This is a genomic window from Cronobacter sp. EKM101R (assembly GCF_963888145.1).
In the GTDB taxonomy this organism is placed as follows: domain Bacteria; phylum Pseudomonadota; class Gammaproteobacteria; order Enterobacterales; family Enterobacteriaceae; genus Cronobacter; species Cronobacter turicensis.
The window spans coordinates 96,161-113,393 of sequence record NZ_CAWPHW010000042.1; the positions used below are offsets into that span (position 1 = coordinate 96,161).

The window sequence follows — 17,233 nt, forward strand, 5'->3', positions numbered from 1 at the left end:
GGCGTCACGTTTACCGTTATCAGGACTCTTTCATGAATGACATTCTCTCCGCCGCCGTCCTGCTGATTCTGATTATGGATCCGCTGGGCAACCTGCCGATTTTCATGTCGGTGCTCAAGCATACCGAGCCGAAACGCCGTCGGGCGATTATGGTGCGCGAGCTGTTTATCGCGCTGCTGCTGATGCTTATCTTCCTGTTCGCGGGCGAGAACATCCTGGCGTTCCTGAATCTGCGCGCCGAGACCGTCTCTATTTCCGGCGGCATTATTCTGTTCCTTATCGCCATCAAGATGATTTTCCCAAGCCAGGAAGGCAACAGTACCGGCCTGCCTGCAGGTGAGGAGCCGTTTATCGTGCCGCTGGCGATTCCGCTGGTCGCAGGCCCCACGCTGCTCGCGACCCTGATGCTGCTGTCGCACCAGTACCCGAACCAGATGGGGCATCTGGTCATCGCGCTGCTGCTCGCCTGGGGCGGCACGTTTGTTATCCTGTTGCAGTCTTCGCTCTTTTTACGGCTGCTCGGCGAGAAAGGCGTCAACGCGCTGGAGCGCCTGATGGGGCTGGTGCTGGTGATGCTCGCCACCCAGATGTTCCTGGACGGGATTCGGGCGTGGATGAAGGGTTAGGAACCCAAAACGCGATGTGCTAAAATTTGTACAATACCGGAGGTAATTTTTATGCCGAAAAATGCGTCTCCCAGCGTTGCCAGCAAGGTCCGACACCTTGCTGCCGTTCATAATATTTCAGCCAGCTGTGACAGTACGAGTCGTATGGCGACAACGATTACCCGTCTCTCTGGTGATACAGTGGTTCTTGATAACGTCGAGCAACTGCTCGTTAATCTCAAAAGAAAAGGCGTCCTGACTAAAGCCGAAAGTCTTTCACTGCAGGCCGATTATCTGGAAGAAAAACGTCAGTCCAGAAGGAAAGTGCGTGCGTGATCTTCGATCCTTTTGGTGACTTCGAAACGGCGGGTTACTTACAAAATACCTTAGGGTTGAAAAACCCTGGTGACGTTAAACAATCTGAGCATTTCGTTTTTGAACTGGGGATCGAAGAAGCGCTCCAGTTTCTCGCTGAGCAAGCCTCCCTGGATTACGCGGCTATTTTAAAGGTTCACGAGATTCTTTTTTCAGGCTTTTATCCCTGGGCGGGCCACGATCGCCATGAGCTTGTCCCCGATCTCGCCATCTTTAAAGGAAGCGCTGAAAACCCCCGCCATACGGTTTTTGCGCATCCCAAAGAGATTAAGCGTGCCGTCGATTATGCGTTGCAATTAGCCTCTGACAGTAAGCGGTTCAGGAAACGGCCGGGGGAAGTAATGGGAGCGCTGGCGCTGGCGCATCCTTTTCTTGACGGTAATGGAAGAACTCTTTTGCTGTTCTATATGGAACTCTCTTACCGTGCGGGTTTCTCCATAGACTGGTCCAGAACCAACAAAGATGATTACCTGAGTGCGCTGAGCGCTGAAATTGACGACCCGAGCAAAGGCTGTCTCGACCGCTATTTACAACCCTTTGTCGTGGATATTTCCAGCCGCGACGAATGGCCTGAAATGATTGGCGGCATTAAGGGACTGGATGGCCTGGATAAAGAAGATATTACCTATCACAGCCTGAACGACCCTGAAATTAAAAACCTGTATCTGATGAGAAAGTATTACTTTTCCGAAGACAGCGAAAAGTAAAAAAAGGGCTTCCGACGGGAAGCCCTTTTGTGTTGGGGATTCAGGAAAGCAGCGTAAACGCAATCATCCCGACAATCGCGCCGGTGGTGCCGAGCAGCGTTTCCATCATCGTCCAGGTTTTGAGGGTTTGCGCTTCGGTAGCGCCGGTGAATTTACCAAACAGCCAGAAACCGGCGTCGTTGACGTGGCTTACCACAATCGAGCCGCCCGCGATGCAGATCGACAGCGCGGCAAGCTGCGCGCCGGAGAAATGCAGCTGATCGATAACCGGCATCACCAGCCCAACCGCAGTCAGGCAGGCGACGGTCGCGGAGCCCTGAATAATGCGCACCGCGGCGGCCAGCACAAAGCAGGTCAAGGCAATCGGCAGACCCATGCCGGTCAGCGCGCCGCCGAGCGCCGGTCCGACGCCGGAATCCACCAGCACCTGCTTAAACACGCCGCCTGCGCCAATCACCAGCAGAATAATGCCCGCCGGTTGCAGCGCCTGGCCGCAAATCGCCATGACTTTCTCTTTTTCCATCCCCTGACGCCGCGCCAGGCCATAGATCGCCACCAGACAGGCGACCAGGATCGCGGTAAACGGATGGCCGATAAACTGCAGCCATTCATAGAGCGTCGAGCCTGGCTCGGTAAAACGCGCCGCGATGGTTTTCAGACCCACCAGCACCAGCGGCAGCAGAATGAGCGAGAGGCTGAAACCGAAGGACGGCAGTTTGCCTTCGCCGAGGTGCGGTTCGCTGATATCGTCAGGCGTGTACAGCTCGACATGGCGGCTGATGAAGTTACCGAAAAGCGGCCCCGCCACCAGCATGCCAGGGATAGCGGCGCACAGGCCGATTAAAATCATCCAGCCAAAATCGGCGTGCATCTGGGAGGCCAGCAGCATCGGCGCAGGCCCCGGCAACAGAAACGCCGCGGCGGCCGCGACGCCCGCAAACAGCGGGATCACAAGCTTCACGAGATTGGTGCCGGTGTGGCGCGCCATCGAAAACGCGACGCTAATCAGCAGCACAATCGCCACTTCGAAAAACAGCGGCAGCGCGCAAATCAGGCCCGCCAGGCCAATAGCGTAGTGCGCGCGGCTGTGGCCGAAGGATTTCAGCATCTTGACCGCAATCTGATCGACCGCGCCGGTCTCATGCAGGATTTTGCCGAACATCGCGCCCAGCGCCACGACCACCGCCAGAAAGCCGAGCGTGCCGCCCATACCCTTTTCCATAGTGGACGCGATTTTATCGAGCGGCATGCCGGAGAAAAGCCCGGCGCCAATGGAAACGACCATCAGCGCGACAAAGGCGTGCATACGCGCCTTCATCACCAGGAACAACAGAAGTAAAACGGACCCTACTGCCGTTAAAACGAGGGTTAATGTATTCACGGCTTACTCGCCTTTGTTGATAAGCGCGATGGTGCTGTCGATAACGCCGTCGAGCGACTGGTTGATATCCACAAACAGCACATCTTTTTCATCTTCCTGCGGGGCTTCCAGCGCCTCGAACTGGGTGACCAGCATTTGCGGCTTGAAGAAGTGCCCTTTACGCGCGCGCAGGCGGTTCTCGATCACTTCAAAATCGCCTTTCAGCCAGATGAAAGAGAGGTTCGGGTTGCCGCTGCGCAGGATGTCGCGATAGCGTTTTTTCAGCGCCGAGCAGACGATGAGCGATACTTTGTTGGTGCGCTGCATGGCGAAAGCGGCGTCGTTGAGCGCCTGCAACCACGGCGTGCGATCGTCATCGTTCAGCGGATCGCCCGCCGCCATTTTCATGATGTTGCGGCGCGGATGCAGAAAGTCGCCATCAAGAAACGCGGCTTTCAGACGGTGCGCGACTTCGCTGGCGACAACGGATTTCCCGCTGCCGGAAACGCCCATCAGGATATAAATATGGTGATCATGATTGGTCGTGCTCATTGCAGTACTCCCCTGGCAAAGGCATTACGGATAATGTTACGGGTAACTGTTAACGGTAACATTGTCTGGCTCACACTGAAAATTAGCAATTTCCGCAGGCTCTCAGCATGAATAAATGTGAGCCAGTTCAAATTTGTGGGATTAAATTGAACCGCCTGGCGAGAGCGTAAAACCGAGATCGAGCATTTGCGGGGTGACCGTTTCGCCGCGGATACGCGCCAGCAGACGCTCCGCGCCGATGCGTCCCATACGTTCGCGCGGCGTGAGCACGCTGGCGAGCTGCGGCTCCATCACCTGGCCGATATCGTGGCCGTGAAAACCGGCAATCGCCATATCGTCAGGAATACGCAGGCCCAGACGCTGGCACTCGAACGCGGCGCCGATCGCGAGATCGTCATTGGTGCAGAAGATACTGTCGAGCTGCGGATACTCCCGGCGCGCCTGGCGCAGCAGTTCGCTGCCGGTCGAGAAAGACGAAGAGTGTTCGACCATCACGCTGTAGGGCGTCAGGCCAGCGTCGAGCATCGCCTGCTCGTAGCCTTTCTGTTTCATGATGGTGCGCTCATCGAGGCGCGCGCCAAGATACGCTACGTGCCGATGACCGCGGGCGATGATAGCCGCCGTCATCTGGCGGGCGGCGTCAAAGTTATCAAACCCCACGGCGATATCCAGACACGGCGAGATGCTGTCCATTAGCTCCACCACCGGAATGCCCGCCACTTCAATCATTTTGAGGGTGCGCGGCGTGTGGTTGCGCTCGGTTAAAATCAGGCCGTCGATATTCCAGGAGAGCATCGACTCCAGGCGCTCCTCTTCCAGCTCCGGCTTATAGCCGTAGTGGGCCAGCATAGTCTGGTAGCCGTGCGCGTCGATGACGCTTTCGATGCCGCGTAAGACTTCAGCGAAAACCTGGTTGGTCAGGGAGGGCAGCAGCACGCCGATGGCGCGGCTGGTCGCGTTGGAGAGAATATCCGGCGCGCGGTTGGGAATGTAGCCAAGCTCATCCAGCGCCGCCGCGATTTTGCTGCGCAGCGCCAGCGAGACTTGCTCGGGGTTGCGCAGGTAGCGGCTGATGGTCATTTTGGTCACGCCGACGCGATCGGCCACATCCTGGAGTACCGGTCTTCTCTTTTTCATCGTCCTGAAGGGGGGATAAGATCATGGGTAATAACCAGTTTATCACGGACGTGCAACAACCTTCCCCTGTTTAGAGGAAGGTTGCGAGTGAGGTTAAAGATTTATCAGACCGGCGGCAGATCGAACAACAGGATTTCGCTGTCGCTGTCGGCGTGGATGGCAAGGGTGGCTTCGTCCCAGATAGCCAGGCCATCGCTGGTGGTCGCGCGGGTGCCGTTGATGGTCACTTCGCCCTTCACCACCTGGATCCAGACGCGGCGGCCATCGGCAGGCACGTACTGCCCGTCTTCGTCATTCAGCAGCGCCCAGCGCGACAGCTCCATATCCTGATGCACTTTCAGCGAGCCGTCGCGGGCATCCGGGGACAGCACTAGCTGGCGGCCCTGGGCGGCGTCGAAGCGGCGCTGCTCGTAGCGCGGCTCAATGCCATTTTCAGACGGCATAATCCAGATCTGGTACAGACGCAGACGCTCGGTGGCGCTCGGGTTGTACTCGGAGTGGCGCACGCCGGTCCCCGCGCTCATTATCTGGAACTCGCCGGCAGGCACCTGCTCTTTATTGCCCATGCTGTCCTGATGCTCAACCGCGCCTTCGAGCACGTAAGTCAGAATTTCCATGTCTTTATGCGGGTGGGTACCGAAACCCTTGCCTGCGTCGATAACGTCGTCGTTAATCACCCGCAGGGCGGAAAAACCCATGAAATTCGGGTCGTAGTAATTAGCGAACGAGAAGGTGTGCCAGGAATCCAGCCAGCCGTGATTCGCATGACCGCGGTCGTTTGCTTTGCGTAAATAGATCATCGTGTACCCCCTTAGCGATTTGATGGGGTAAGTGTGGACCTGTTACGTTCGCGATCATAGAGGGTGAAAATTGACTCCTCTGTTCAAATTTTGTGAATAAGAACAGAGGAGCCGGTAGCCCTTATTTCGCAAGGGTTACCGTGGCGGGAGACGCCTGCTCGAAGCCGCGTTCGAGGATCTCCAGGTTGGTAAGCACATCAGATTCCCTGACATAATTTGGCGCGCCATTGACGAGGGTGTCATAGAGCGCGTCATAGACGCGGCCATAGTCGCCCTCTTCCGGTTTGATCTCTTCACGCACCGTTTCGCCGCGCTCGTTGACATACTCCAGACGCCCGATGCTGTCATCCGCCGCAAAGCCTGGCTCGCCTGGCATAATCCCGGCCTTCAGGCTGGTTTCCTGCTGGTCGATGCCATATTTGATAAATGAGCCTTTTTTGCCGTGGACGATGAATTTCGGGTAGTCGATTTTGACGTAATGGCTGGTCTTCACGATAGCTTTCAGATCGCCATAAAAGAGCTGCGCCTCGAAGGTGTCATCCGGGTTGGCTTTATTACGCAGGCTGCGGATGTCATAGCTGACGTGATCGGGGCGGCCAAACAGTGAAATGATCTGATCCATCGTATGCACGCCGAGCCCGAAAAACATGCCGTCTTCCGGCAGGCCCGGTTTGGTTTCCGCCTCGGGTCGGTAGTAGTCGAAATGGCTTTCGATTTCGACAATCTCGCCAAGCTTGCCGCTCTCAATGACCTTACGTGCGGTAAGAAAACACGAATCAAAGCGGCGGTTCTGATATGGCGTGACCACAAGCCCCTTGCTCCTCGCCAGATCCTGGAGCAGGCGCGCCTCTGCGACGCTTGTCGTGAACGGTTTTTCCACCAGCACGTTTTTCCCGGCTTCCAGCGCGCGTTTCGCATACTCGAAGTGGCTGTCGGCATGCGTACAGATCACCACCAGTTTCACCGAGGCGTCATTCAGGATGTCATCCAGATCGCTCGTAAAGTGAATGTGCTGATAACGCGGGTGGCTTTCCAGCTCCGGTTTGGGGTGGCGACGGAAGATATGCGCGACGTGAAACGTCTCTTTGCGGTGTAAAACGTAGGGAAGATGGTAGCGGGTGGTGCTTTTGCCAAACCCAATAAAAGCGCAGTTAATCGTCATTGCCCAATCCTTATCGCGAGTTAACCCATTGTGTTAACCATAGATCATCAGGCAAAAAAAAAGCCAGCACCCGGCTGGCTAAGAAATACTGGAAGCAATGTGAGCAATGTCGTGCTTTCAGGATGATCCGTTGGGGTTCCCCCTGAACGCATGACAATAATAATCATTATCATTCGCATGTGTCCAGACTTTTTTGAAAAAAATTTGGGAATTGACCGGCAGGAAAAAACCATTGATGTTGAAAGGGATTTTCTTTTCCCGGGCGGGTAAGCCATGCGCCCTCGCCTTTACATTCTCCGACCACAGCGGGAGCGCGCCATGAATGAGATAGTTGTAAGACATGCGGAAGCGGAAGACGCGCAGGCGTTGCAGCAGATCCACACGATGCCGGAAATCATCCACAACACGCTGCAAATTCCGCATCCGTCGCTCGCGATGTGGCGAGACCGGCTCGGCGCGCCGCAGCCGGGGCGTCGTCAGCTGGTCGCGTGTATTGATGGCGAGGTCGTCGGGCATCTGGCCTTAACGGTGGAGCAAAATCCCCGCCGCAGCCATGTGGCTACGTTCGGGATGAGCGTTCACCCCGACTGGCGCAACCGCGGCGTGGCGTCGGCGCTGATGGGTGAAATGGTAAACCTGTGTGATAACTGGCTGCGCATCGAGCGGATCGAGCTGACGGTGTTTGTCGATAATGCGCCTGCGCTGGCGGTGTACCGCAAGTTCGGGTTTGAGACGGAAGGCACCGGCAAGCGTTACGGCCTGCGTAACGGCGAGTACGTCGACGCGTATTTTATGGCGCGGGTAAAGGCGGGTTGATAGTTCCACCGCCGTTTCTGGGATGTATAAACTGCGCGACACGGCGGTTGCGCGTGGCTTACCCGCCCTACAAACAGCAAACACTGAGATGTATAAACTGCGCGGCATGGCGGGTGCGCTACGCTTACCCACCCTACAAACAACAAACACTGGGACGTGTAAATTGCGCGACACGGCGGGTGCGCGTGGCTTACCCGCCCTACAAACAACAAACGCTGGGATGTATAAACTGCGCGACACGGCGGGTGCGCGTGGCTTACCCGCCCTACAAACAACAAACACTGGGACGTGTAAATTGCGCGGCATGGCGGGTGCGCGTGGCTTACCCGCACTACAAACAACAAACGCTGGGATGTGTAAACTGCGCGACACGGCGGGTGCGCGTGGCTTACCCGCCCTACAAACAACAAACACTGAGATGTATAAACTGCGCCACACGGCGGGTGCGCGTGGCTTCCCCGCCCTACAAACAACATACAATTGGATGTTTCAATTCGTAGGGTGGGTAAGCGCAGCGCACCCACCATTTACATTGCGCGACCCTTTCTGGTCATGACGCGGCGGACGCTACATTAATACCCCGCCGTTAAATCATCGACGCTGCGCGGGTCGGACGCGCCGTAAAGCGCCCCGTCCGGGCCAATCATAATGCTCTGGGTGCTGCCCATCGCCTCTTTCACCGCCACGTTCTGTCCTTTCTCACGCAGCAGCTTCAGCGTATCCGGGCTAAAACCCTTCTCCACCCGCAGCTCATCCGGCAGCCACTGGTGATGGAATCGCGGCGCGTTGGTGGCTTCCGCCACGTTCATGCCGTAATCAATCGTATTCACCACCATCTGCAATACGGTGGTGATAATGCGGCTACCGCCCGGGCTGCCGGTCACCAGCCACGTCTTGCCATCCTTCACGACAATCGTCGGCGACATCGACGACAGCGGGCGTTTCTTCGGCCCCACTGCGTTCGCATCGCCGCCCACCAGGCCATAAACGTTCGGCGTCCCCGGCTTGGCGGAGAAATCGTCCATCTGGTTATTCATCAGAATGCCGGTATCGCCCGCCACAATGCCGCTGCCGAAGGTGGTGTTAAGCGTATAGGTCACCGCCACCGCATTGCCGTCTTTATCGACGACAGAAAAATGCGTGGTCTGGTTGCTCTCATAAGGCGCGAGATTGCCCGGTTTAATCTCTTTCGACGGACGCGCCTTATTCACATCGATCTGCTGCGCCAGCGATTTCGCGTAGGCCTTGCTGGTCAGCGCCTGCCACGGCACCTTCACGAAATCCGGGTCTCCCAGATACTCCGAGCGGTCGGCGTAGGCGTATTTTTCCGCCTCGGCCATGATCTGCATCGCGTCGGCGCTGCCAAAGCCATATTTATGCAGGTCGAAATTTTCAAGGATATTCAGGATCTGCACGATGTGGATCCCGCCCGACGACGGCGGCGGCATCGAATAGACCTGATAACCACGGTAGTCGCCGCTCACAGGCGTGCGCTCCACCGCTTTGTAATTCGCCAGATCGGCTTTGGTGATAAGACCGCCGTTTTTCGCCATCTCGTCGGCTATCTGGTCGGCAATCGGGCCTTTATAGAAGGCGTCGGGGCCATCTTTGGCGATAAGCTCAAGGCTCTTTGCAAGATTCGCCTGCACCAGCTTGTCGCCCTTCTGATACGGATTACCGTCCTGTTTCCAGAAAATCGCCTTGCTGGTCGGGTGATTCGGGAGCGTCTCCACGCCGTAGGTTTTTAAATCGATGGCCAGCGCGTCATTGACCGTAAACCCGTCGCGCGCAAGTGTAATGGCGGGCTGAATAACTTTATCGAGCGGCATCGTGCCATATTTTTGCAGCGCCAGCGTGAAGCCCGCGACGCTGCCCGGCGTGCCGGAGGCGAGATGCGAGGTGAGCGATTTTTTGCTGTCGGCGTTGCCCTGCGCGTCGAGGAACATATCGCGCGTGGCTTTCTCCGGCGCCATTTCGCGGAAATCGATCGCCGTGACGTTGCCGTCTTTGGTGCGCAGCATCATAAAGCCGCCGCCGCCGAGATTACCGGCCTGCGGATGCGTTACCGCCAGGGCGAACCCCACCGCGACCGCCGCATCCACCGCGTTACCGCCCTGCTTTAGCACATCGACGCCCACCTGCGTCGCCGCGGCGTCCACCGAGGCCACCATGCCGTGTTCGGCACGCACCGGATGAAAGACATCTTCTTCCACGCCATAAGAGACGGGCGCAGGCGCTGCGACAGGCGGTGGCGCGGCCCCCGCCATAAAACTACAGGTGACCGCCAGCGCCGCTATCACGCTCTGGCGTACGGTTTTCCACTGCATCATCATTATTGTTCTCCGCTTATTATCCGGGACGCTTCCCGGAATAAGTCTGGTTCACAACTCTTAAAAGATCATCGTGCTGTCACAGAGGAGGTAAACTGAAAAGATCTTCCACAGGGGAGGGAAACACCATGAAACGCTATTTACTGATTGCCGCGGCGCTTCCGCTGGCGGCGCTTGCCGAACCGATTAACGTCATCAACAACCCTAACCAGCCGGGGTATGTGAACCCCAGCCAGCAGCGCTTGCAGACGCAAATGCAAAGCCAGCAGATTCAGCAAAAAGGGATGCTTAATCAGCAGATCCAGACGCAAAGCCGCCTGCAACAGCAGCAGTTGCAAACTCAGATGAATAATAACGTTGAGCGTATTCAGCAGAACCAGCCGGGGAACCTAAACCCGCAGCGGGAACAGGTGCTGCCGAACACCAACGGCGGCATGCTGAATAGCAGTAGCGGCAGCTCACAGCACATGCTCAACAGCAATGGCGCGACGCTGAATAGCAGTAGCGGCAGCACGCAGCATATGCTCAACAGCAACGGCGCGACGCTGAACAGTACGTCGCAGACGCACATGATTGAGCCGCGTCAGAACGGCGATATGCTGCGGCAAAGCGGCACCACGCTGAATACGCAGAGCGCCGTCACGCCTTAAGCGCGAAAATCCGGCCCGATCTCGTCAATCGCATCAGTGCAGATGCAGTCCACGCCCCAGGCGAGCAGCTCCAGCGCGCGCCGGGGCGAATTCACGGTATAGACCAGAATACGCAGACCAGCGTCTTTCAGTTGCGCGACGCGCGCCTGATCCAGCAGCTTATGGTTCAGATGAATAGACACGCAGCCGAGACGCGTGGTCAGCGCCTGCCAGTCGTCGCGCCACTCATCCAGCAGCAACCCGCGCGGCAGCTCCGGCGCGGCCTGTTGCGCCGCCTCCAGCGCCTCGATGGAGAACGACGAGAGCAGCGGCGCGGTCATGCCTTCCCAGAGCGCGCGCGCGGCCAGCGCCACTACGCGTCCGGTTTCGGCATCCGCGCCGGTCGTCGGTTTGATCTCAATATTCGCCATCATATGATGCTCGCGGCAGCGCTGCGCCACGTCGCTCATCAGCGCCAGCCTCTCGCCTTTAAATGCGCCGCTGAACCAGCTGCCGGCGTCCACTTTCAGCAGCGCATCCCAGTTCAGCTCGCCCGCCACGCCCCAGCCGTTGCTGGTGCGCTCCAGCGTGTCGTCATGCAGCAGGAAAATCTGGCCGTCTTTCGAGAGCTTCACGTCAAACTCAATCATGGCGTGGCCCAGGCGCGCGCCGGTTTCAATCGCCGCCAGGGTGTTTTCCGGCGCCAGTCGGCCGCCGCCGCGGTGGGCGACGATGGGAGGATATGGCCAGTTGCTCATAAACGTTGTCCTGTTTCACCATCAAAAAAGTGCAGATGATTTTCCGGCAGGTGCAGCCACAGCTGGCTGCCCGGCTGCGGACGCTCCTGATGCGCCAGGCGCGCCACCACTTTCTGGCTGCCCCAGCGGCCATGCGCGAGATTATCCGCGCCCAGCATCTCCAGCGTATTGAGCGGCAACGGCACGCCGCCTGCGGCCTGTGAGCTTAGCGCAATATGTTCCGGGCGGATACCCAGCGTCACCTTGCGCCCGGCGAGCGTTTTATGCAGCCGCCCGAGCGGCAGGGAAAGCCCGCCGTCGACGTCAAAATGGGTGCCTTCGGTATTCACCCGCCCTTCCAGCAGGTTCATCGCCGGGCTGCCGATAAAGCTCGCCACAAAGCGGCTGGCGGGCTTTTCGTAGACTTCCACCGGCGTGCCTATCTGCTCCGCCACACCTTTATTCATCACCATCACGCGCTGGGCGAGCGTCATCGCCTCGACCTGATCGTGCGTTACATACAGCGACGTGGTGCGCAGGCGACGGTGCAACTGTTGCAGCTCAAGGCGCATCTGCACGCGCAGCTTAGCGTCGAGGTTTGAAAGCGGTTCATCGAAGAGGAATACCGCCGGATCGCGTACAATCGCGCGGCCCATCGCCACGCGCTGGCGCTGGCCGCCGGAGAGCTCGCGCGGGCGGCGTTTTAACAGCCCATCCAGCTCCAGAATGCGCGCCGCTTCTTTGACGCGCTCGGCGATATGCGCTTTACCCATCCCGCGAATTTTCAGGCCCCAGGCCATGTTCTCTTCGACATTCATATGCGGGTAGAGCGCGTAATTCTGGAACACCATGGCGATGCCGCGCTCTTTCGGCTCCATCTCGGTGACGCGCTGGCGGTCTATCCAGATATCGCCGCTACTCACGCGCTCAAGCCCGGCCACCATACGCAGCAACGTCGATTTACCGCAGCCGGACGGGCCGACCATCACGATAAATTCGCCATCCGCGACGTCCACCGTCAGCGGCTGAATGACCTGCGTTTTGCCGTTGTCCCAGCTTTTGGTGACTGCCTGTAATTTGAGTCCTGCCATCTTATTTCTCGCTATCCACCAGCCCGCGAACAAACGCGCGCTGCATCACTAAAACAATCACCACCGGCGGGATAAGCGTCAGCAGCATCGCCGCCATCACTTGGTTCCACTGCGTGCTGCCCTCGCCCACCGAAATCATGCCTTTAATGCCCGCCACCGCCGTGCCGAGCGACGGATCGCTGACAATCAGCAGCGGCCAGAGATACTGGTTCCAGCCGTAGATAAACGTAATGACGAACAGCGCCGCGAGGTTGGTTTTGGAAAGCGGCAGCACGATGTCGCGGAAAAATCGCATCGGCGAAGCGCCGTCAATGCGCGCCGCTTCCATCAGCTCGTCAGGCAGCGTCATAAAGAACTGGCGGAAAAGAAAGGTGGCGGTCGCGGACGCCATCAGCGGCAGCGTGAGGCCGGTGTAGCTGTCCATCATCTTCAGGTTGGCTATCACCTCCACCGTCGGGAAAATGCGCACTTCCACCGGCAGCATCAGCGTAATAAAAATCATCCAGAAGAAGAGGTTACGCAGCGGGAAGCGAAACCAGACGATGGCGAACGCCGAGAGCATCGACACCGCGATTTTCCCGACGGTAATGCTGAACGCCATGATGAAACTGTTAAGCAGCATCAGCCAGAACGGCGCGCTGTTGGCCCCGACGCCGTTCACCCAGATATCCTTCAGGTTTTCCCACAGGTGCGTGCCGGGGATCAGCGTCATCGGCGTGGCGAACACGGCCTGGTTATCGAGCGTCGCCGCGACAAACGCCACGTAGAGCGGAAAGAGAATCGCGGCGATGCCAAGAATCAAAATGGTATGGCTGAAAATCGTCAGCCCAGGGCGGTTTTCAATCATTGGTAACGCACCTTACTTTCCACATAGCGGAACTGCACCACGGTGAGAATAATCACCAGCACCATCAGCACCACCGACTGCGCGGCGGAGGTGGAGAGATCCAGCCCGGCGAACCCTTCGCGGTAAATCTTGTAAATCAGCGTGGTGGTGGCCTGCACCGGCCCGCCCGCGGTAGCGGCGTCGATGACCGGGAAGGTATCGAAAAAGGCGTAGACCAGGTTCACCACCAGCAGGAAAAAGCTCACCGGCGCGATAAGCGGCAGCGACAGCTTAAAGAAGCGGCGCACCGGGCCTGCGCCGTCGATGGCGGCCGCCTCGACCAGCGAGCGCGGGATCGACTGCAACGCGGCGAAGAAGAACAGAAAGTTGTAGCTGATTTGCTTCCAGACTGAGGCGAACACCACCAGAAACATCGCCTGGCCGCTGTTTTGCGAGTGGTTCCAGTAGTAACCCATCTGCTCCAGCACATGAGTGATAAGCCCGCGTCCGGGGTTAAAGAGGAAAATCCACAGTACGGCGGCGATAGCGGGCGCAACGGCGTACGGCAGCAGCATTAGCGTTTGATAGAAACGGCTGCCGCGCACCACGTAATCCACAAGGGCGGCGAAAAACAGCGATATCAGCAACCCGCTGACGGTCACCAGCGTGCTGAATTTAATGGTGGTCCAGAAGGAATCCAGGTAGTAGCTGTCGTGCAACAGCTGGGTAAAGTTCGCCAGCCCGACAAACTGGCTCGATAGCCCGAACGGATCGATGCTCTGTACGGAGTACCAGAGCGCCTCGCCCGCAGGCCAGATAAAAAAGATGACGGTGATAATCAGCTGCGGCGCCAGTAACGCATAGGGCAGCCAGCCTGAACGAAACACCGGACGGGATGATGACATAGAGAAACGCTTTCCTGAAAAATGCCGGGTGCGGCTGCGCCTTACCCGGCCTACAATGTAATCCTGGGCGGGCAAGGCAGAGCCGCATCCGCCGCGCTGGTGCTTTGTAGGGCAGGTAAGCGAAGCGCACCCGCCGTTAGCAACGGCACCCGCCACGCCAACCCGCTACCAGCGGTACGATTTCTGGTGCTTTTTTGTAGGGCGGGTAAGCGAAGCGCACCCGCCGTTAGCAACGACACCCGCCACGCCAACCCACTACCAGCGTTACGATTTCGTCGACTGCTCGAAGCGGCGCAACAGCTGATTACCACGCTCAACGGCGGAATCCAGCGCCTGCTGCGGGGTTTTCTTACCGGTCCAGACGCTTTCCAGCTCTTCGTCAACCACGGTGCGGATCTGCGGCATATTGCCCAGACGCAGCCCTTTGGTGAACGGCAACGGCGGCTTATTCAGCATCTGACGCGTCGCGATATCCGCGCCCGGGTTCTTCTCATAGAAGCCCTGCTGGCGGGTCAGATCGTAAGCGGCTTTGGTGATAGGCAAATAACCGGTTTTCTGATGCCATTGCGCGGCATTTTCCGGCTGCGCGAGGAAGCTCAGGAACTCCGCCACGCCTTTGTACATCTCCTTGTCTTTGCCCTGCATCACCCACAGGCTCGCCCCGCCGATAATGGCGTTCTGCGGCGCGCCTTTCACGTCGGCGTCGTAGGGCATCATGCCCACGCCGTAGTTGAATTTGGCGTAGTGGCGGATATCCGCGAGTGAGCCGGAAGAGGCGGTGGTGATGGCGCAATCGCCGTTGTAGAACTTCTCGGTGGACTCATCCTTGCGCCCGAAGTAGCTGAAATCGCCTTTCTTGTTCAGATCTTCAAGCAGAGCGATATGCTTCACCTGCTCCGGCTTGTTGAATTCCAGCACCGCGTCAGCGCCGTCAAAGCCGTTGTTTTTGGTGGCGACCGGCAGGCCATGCCAGGCGCTGAAGTTTTCAATCTGGATCCAGCCCTGCCAGCCGCTGGCGTAGCCGCACTTCATGCCAGAGGCTTTCAGCTTCGCGGTATAGGCCGCGAGATCCTGCCAGGTTTTCGGCGGCTGCTCAGGATCTAAGCCCGCTTTTTTGAACGCGTCTTTGTTGTAATAGAGCACAGGCGTCGAGCTGTTGAACGGCTGGGAGAGCAGATGGCCGCTTTTCGCGTCGGTGTAATAGCCAGACACGGTCGGCACAAACTGCGACTCATCGAATGTAATGCCAGCATCGTTGAACACTTCGTACACAGGTTTGATGGCTTTGGACGCCATCATGGTGGCGGTGCCTACTTCGTAGACCTGCAAAATCGCGGGCGCATTGCCGGTACGGAAAGCGGCGATCCCGGCCGCCAGGCTCTGCTCGTAGTTACCTTTATAAACCGGCTCGATTTTGTATTCCGGGTGCGCCTGGTTGAACCGCTGCGCCAGCGAATTCACCTCTTTGCCCAGTTCCCCTTCCATCGAATGCCAGAATGGAATGGTGGTGGCGGCCATCGCCTGGCTGCTCAGCGCCCATCCCAGAGCCACACAAATTGCTGTACGTCGTAACGAAGCTGTCATGTCTGTTATCTCTCTGATTATGCGTCGTTTGAGATGCGCGAAATCACGCGTTTTATGCTCGCGAGCTAACATGACATGCGCGTATGACAGAAAAATAACTGAATAGTGACAAGATAGTGACGCAACAGCGGCAGAGAAATGACGCGCCGGTGATGGTCTGGTGACGCAGATTAAACGCGAAGTTGGGCGGCGATCTCTTCCAGCGACAGACTCCCTGCCGCCGCGTTGACGGTCATCTCGACAAAAGCTGGGTTAGCGGCGACAGAAATCCCGTTTCGCTTAAGAAACAACAACGTAATAAATAGCGCCGTGCGTTTGTTGCCATCATTAAAAATATGGCCGCGCGCAATCGTCAGCAAATGCATGGCCGTCAGCAGCCAGATATCGTTAACGCCCTCATACTCATATTTATTGTGCACGCGGTACATCAGCGCTTCGGCCCGCCCGGGGTCTGGCATACCCGTAACGCCAGGCGTGACTTGCAACAGGCGGTCATGGAAACGGACTATCTCTTCCGCTGAGATAAAGTGAATCGTCATTATTTATCCGCAAGCTCCCTGATCTCATGACCATGCACGGCCATAATTTCCGCAAATTCCGCGTCCAGCTTCGCAGCCTGATAACGCTCGAATTCTTCTGCGCTAATCATTACCGCTGATTTGTGGCCACGGCGGGTGATTGTTACCGGCGTACCGGCCGCCGCAGATTCCAGTGCCGACGCCAGTTGCTGTCTCGCTTCGCTATAGTTCATGGTGCGCATAGGCCCTCCTCTCAGGTACAAGTCAATTGTACAAGTAAGACGTACATAAAACAAAAGCCGGGCGGCGACGTCGCCTTACCCGGCTTAAAGCAAACCAATGTGTGGCCCGGCACGCGTTGCGCCGCCGGGCCGTACAGGCGAATCAACCGCCGAGATACGCGCTGCGCACCGCTTCGTTAGCGAGCAGCGCTTCGCCGGTATCTTCCAGCACCACGTGACCGTTCTCCAGCACGTAGCCGCGATCGGCGAGCTTCAGCGCCTGGTTGGCGTTCTGCTCAACCAGGAAAATCGTCATCCCCTCTTTGCGCAGCTGCTCGATGGTGTCGAAAATCTGCTGGATGATGATCGGCGCCAGACCGAGCGACGGTTCATCCAGCAACAGCAGGCGCGGCTGGCTCATCAGCGCGCGGCCAATCGCCAGCATCTGCTGTTCGCCGCCGGACATCGTCCCGGCGCGCTGAATGCGGCGCTCGTGCAGGCGCGGAAAGAGATCGTACACGCGCTGAATACGTTCCTGATACTGCGAGCGGTCAGCGAAGAAGCCGCCCATCGCCAGGTTCTCTTCCACCGTCATGCGGGAAAAGACGCGGCGCCCTTCCGGCACAATCGCCACCGCCTCGCGCATGATTTTCGCGGTCTGCCAGTCGGTAATGTCTTTACCGTCAAAGACGATTTTCCCGGTGCTCGCGCGCGGATCGCCGCACAGCGTGCCGAGCAGCGTGGTTTTACCGGCGCCGTTCGCGCCGATAAGGGTGACGATTTCACCCTGCCGGATATGCAGACTGACCTCATGCAGCGCCTGGATTTTGCCGTAGTGCGCGCTCACCCTGTCAAAAGATAACATCACGTTTTCCATC

General features: G+C 57.8%; 20 protein-coding genes. 5 read left to right on the forward strand and 15 right to left on the reverse strand.

The features are described from left to right. The first annotated feature begins 32 nt into the window (after window positions 1-32). Genes AACV31_RS17855 through AACV31_RS17865 form a run of 3 tightly spaced genes read left to right on the forward strand, consistent with a single transcriptional unit; the run spans window position 33 to window position 1,687 of the window. Window positions 33-626, forward strand: coding sequence for a YhgN family NAAT transporter (locus AACV31_RS17855; RefSeq protein ID WP_007765032.1), 594 nt, complete (start codon window positions 33-35; stop codon window positions 624-626). 51 nt (window positions 627-677) lie between these two features. Beyond that, complete coding sequence (locus AACV31_RS17860; RefSeq protein WP_165155010.1) at window positions 678-941, forward strand: hypothetical protein; 264 nt, start codon at window positions 678-680, stop codon at window positions 939-941. Then, window positions 938-1,687 carry a Fic/DOC family protein gene (locus tag AACV31_RS17865; RefSeq protein WP_075197121.1) on the forward strand — a complete coding sequence of 250 codons (750 nt, stop codon included), beginning with the start codon at window positions 938-940 and terminating at the stop codon, window positions 1,685-1,687. Before AACV31_RS17860 ends, AACV31_RS17865 begins: the two co-directional genes overlap by 4 nt. A 40-nt stretch (window positions 1,688-1,727) precedes the next feature. Here the strand turns inward: AACV31_RS17865 and gntU are convergent, their stop codons facing one another. From gntU to AACV31_RS17895, 6 genes are all read right to left on the reverse strand, one after another. Next, complete coding sequence (gene gntU / locus AACV31_RS17870) at window positions 1,728-3,068, reverse strand: gluconate transporter (protein WP_161589796.1); 1,341 nt, start codon at window positions 3,066-3,068, stop codon at window positions 1,728-1,730. A gap of 3 nt (window positions 3,069-3,071) precedes the next feature. Further along, window positions 3,072-3,599, reverse strand: a complete 528-nt coding sequence (gene gntK, locus AACV31_RS17875; RefSeq protein ID WP_007765040.1) for a gluconokinase — start codon at window positions 3,597-3,599, stop codon at window positions 3,072-3,074. Window positions 3,600-3,740: 141 nt separating this feature from the next. After that, window positions 3,741-4,736, reverse strand: a complete 996-nt coding sequence (gntR, locus tag AACV31_RS17880; RefSeq protein WP_165155219.1) for a gluconate operon transcriptional repressor GntR — start codon at window positions 4,734-4,736, stop codon at window positions 3,741-3,743. A 104-nt stretch (window positions 4,737-4,840) separates the two neighbouring features. Then, window positions 4,841-5,536: a pirin family protein gene (locus tag AACV31_RS17885; RefSeq protein WP_165155217.1), complete on the reverse strand. Its 696-nt coding sequence runs from the start codon at window positions 5,534-5,536 to the stop codon at window positions 4,841-4,843. A 121-nt stretch (window positions 5,537-5,657) separates the two neighbouring features. Then, complete coding sequence (locus AACV31_RS17890) at window positions 5,658-6,698, reverse strand: oxidoreductase (RefSeq protein ID WP_015742785.1); 1,041 nt, start codon at window positions 6,696-6,698, stop codon at window positions 5,658-5,660. A gap of 47 nt (window positions 6,699-6,745) precedes the next feature. Further along, window positions 6,746-6,973 (reverse strand): hypothetical protein, encoded by a 228-nt coding sequence (locus AACV31_RS17895; RefSeq protein ID WP_165155008.1) that lies wholly within the window; start codon window positions 6,971-6,973, stop codon window positions 6,746-6,748. Between the two features lie 43 nt (window positions 6,974-7,016). Between AACV31_RS17895 and yhhY the strand changes: the two genes are divergently transcribed. Next, a complete protein-coding gene (gene yhhY, locus AACV31_RS17900) occupies window positions 7,017-7,514 on the forward strand; it encodes an N-acetyltransferase (RefSeq protein WP_075197125.1) in 498 nt (165 codons plus the stop codon). Window positions 7,515-8,086: 572 nt separating this feature from the next. Here yhhY and ggt read toward each other — a convergent pair. Next, on the reverse strand, window positions 8,087-9,847 hold the full coding sequence (ggt, locus tag AACV31_RS17905; RefSeq protein ID WP_007765059.1) for a gamma-glutamyltransferase: 1,761 nt from the start codon (window positions 9,845-9,847) through the stop codon (window positions 8,087-8,089). 125 nt (window positions 9,848-9,972) lie between these two features. On the opposite strand from ggt, the gene AACV31_RS17910 reads away from it, so the two are divergent. Further along, window positions 9,973-10,494 carry a DUF2756 family protein gene (locus tag AACV31_RS17910; protein WP_165155215.1) on the forward strand — a complete coding sequence of 174 codons (522 nt, stop codon included), beginning with the start codon at window positions 9,973-9,975 and terminating at the stop codon, window positions 10,492-10,494. Here AACV31_RS17910 and ugpQ read toward each other — a convergent pair. From ugpQ to livF, 8 genes are all read right to left on the reverse strand, one after another. Then, on the reverse strand, window positions 10,491-11,231 hold the full coding sequence (gene ugpQ / locus AACV31_RS17915) for a glycerophosphodiester phosphodiesterase (protein ID WP_007765064.1): 741 nt from the start codon (window positions 11,229-11,231) through the stop codon (window positions 10,491-10,493). The two genes, AACV31_RS17910 and ugpQ, sit on opposite strands and share 4 nt — an antisense overlap. Beyond that, on the reverse strand, window positions 11,228-12,301 hold the full coding sequence (locus AACV31_RS17920) for a sn-glycerol-3-phosphate import ATP-binding protein UgpC (RefSeq protein ID WP_105538435.1): 1,074 nt from the start codon (window positions 12,299-12,301) through the stop codon (window positions 11,228-11,230). The genes ugpQ and AACV31_RS17920 overlap by 4 nt, the downstream gene beginning before the upstream one ends. 1 nt (window position 12,302) lies before the next feature. Further along, a complete protein-coding gene (gene ugpE / locus AACV31_RS17925; RefSeq protein WP_007765070.1) occupies window positions 12,303-13,148 on the reverse strand; it encodes a sn-glycerol-3-phosphate ABC transporter permease UgpE in 846 nt (281 codons plus the stop codon). After that, the gene (ugpA, locus tag AACV31_RS17930; protein WP_015742791.1) at window positions 13,145-14,032 is read right to left on the reverse strand and encodes a sn-glycerol-3-phosphate ABC transporter permease UgpA; all 888 of its coding nucleotides are present in this window, start codon (window positions 14,030-14,032) and stop codon (window positions 13,145-13,147) included. Before ugpA ends, ugpE begins: the two co-directional genes overlap by 4 nt. A 264-nt stretch (window positions 14,033-14,296) precedes the next feature. Beyond that, complete coding sequence (gene ugpB, locus AACV31_RS17935; protein WP_165155213.1) at window positions 14,297-15,616, reverse strand: sn-glycerol-3-phosphate ABC transporter substrate-binding protein UgpB; 1,320 nt, start codon at window positions 15,614-15,616, stop codon at window positions 14,297-14,299. 170 nt (window positions 15,617-15,786) lie between these two features. Further along, on the reverse strand, window positions 15,787-16,155 hold the full coding sequence (locus AACV31_RS17940) for a type II toxin-antitoxin system death-on-curing family toxin (protein ID WP_105538436.1): 369 nt from the start codon (window positions 16,153-16,155) through the stop codon (window positions 15,787-15,789). Further along, window positions 16,155-16,376, reverse strand: coding sequence for a type II toxin-antitoxin system Phd/YefM family antitoxin (locus AACV31_RS17945; protein ID WP_007765088.1), 222 nt, complete (start codon window positions 16,374-16,376; stop codon window positions 16,155-16,157). Before AACV31_RS17945 ends, AACV31_RS17940 begins: the two co-directional genes overlap by 1 nt. Window positions 16,377-16,518: 142 nt before the next feature. Then, entirely contained in the window at window positions 16,519-17,232 is a 714-nt protein-coding gene (livF, locus tag AACV31_RS17950) for a high-affinity branched-chain amino acid ABC transporter ATP-binding protein LivF (RefSeq protein WP_041924014.1), read from the reverse strand. Window position 17,233: the final 1 nt, after the last annotated feature.

Coding starts and splice junctions, on each gene's coding strand:
- AACV31_RS17855 (WP_007765032.1), top strand. CDS start 33: ATGAATGACATTCTCTCCGCCGCCGTCCTGCTGATTCTGATTATGGAT.
- AACV31_RS17860 (WP_165155010.1), top strand. CDS start 678: ATGCCGAAAAATGCGTCTCCCAGCGTTGCCAGCAAGGTCCGACACCTT.
- gntK (WP_007765040.1), bottom strand. CDS start 3,599: ATGAGCACGACCAATCATGATCACCATATTTATATCCTGATGGGCGTT.
- gntR (WP_165155219.1), bottom strand. CDS start 4,736: ATGAAAAAGAGAAGACCGGTACTCCAGGATGTGGCCGATCGCGTCGGC.
- AACV31_RS17885 (WP_165155217.1), bottom strand. CDS start 5,536: ATGATCTATTTACGCAAAGCAAACGACCGCGGTCATGCGAATCACGGC.
- AACV31_RS17890 (WP_015742785.1), bottom strand. CDS start 6,698: ATGACGATTAACTGCGCTTTTATTGGGTTTGGCAAAAGCACCACCCGC.
- AACV31_RS17895 (WP_165155008.1), bottom strand. CDS start 6,973: ATGGCTTACCCGCCCGGGAAAAGAAAATCCCTTTCAACATCAATGGTT.
- yhhY (WP_075197125.1), top strand. CDS start 7,017: ATGAATGAGATAGTTGTAAGACATGCGGAAGCGGAAGACGCGCAGGCG.
- ggt (WP_007765059.1), bottom strand. CDS start 9,847: ATGATGATGCAGTGGAAAACCGTACGCCAGAGCGTGATAGCGGCGCTG.
- AACV31_RS17910 (WP_165155215.1), top strand. CDS start 9,973: ATGAAACGCTATTTACTGATTGCCGCGGCGCTTCCGCTGGCGGCGCTT.
- ugpQ (WP_007765064.1), bottom strand. CDS start 11,231: ATGAGCAACTGGCCATATCCTCCCATCGTCGCCCACCGCGGCGGCGGC.
- AACV31_RS17920 (WP_105538435.1), bottom strand. CDS start 12,301: ATGGCAGGACTCAAATTACAGGCAGTCACCAAAAGCTGGGACAACGGC.
- ugpE (WP_007765070.1), bottom strand. CDS start 13,148: ATGATTGAAAACCGCCCTGGGCTGACGATTTTCAGCCATACCATTTTG.
- ugpA (WP_015742791.1), bottom strand. CDS start 14,032: ATGTCATCATCCCGTCCGGTGTTTCGTTCAGGCTGGCTGCCCTATGCG.
- ugpB (WP_165155213.1), bottom strand. CDS start 15,616: ATGACAGCTTCGTTACGACGTACAGCAATTTGTGTGGCTCTGGGATGG.
- AACV31_RS17940 (WP_105538436.1), bottom strand. CDS start 16,155: ATGACGATTCACTTTATCTCAGCGGAAGAGATAGTCCGTTTCCATGAC.
- AACV31_RS17945 (WP_007765088.1), bottom strand. CDS start 16,376: ATGCGCACCATGAACTATAGCGAAGCGAGACAGCAACTGGCGTCGGCA.
- livF (WP_041924014.1), bottom strand. CDS start 17,232: ATGGAAAACGTGATGTTATCTTTTGACAGGGTGAGCGCGCACTACGGC.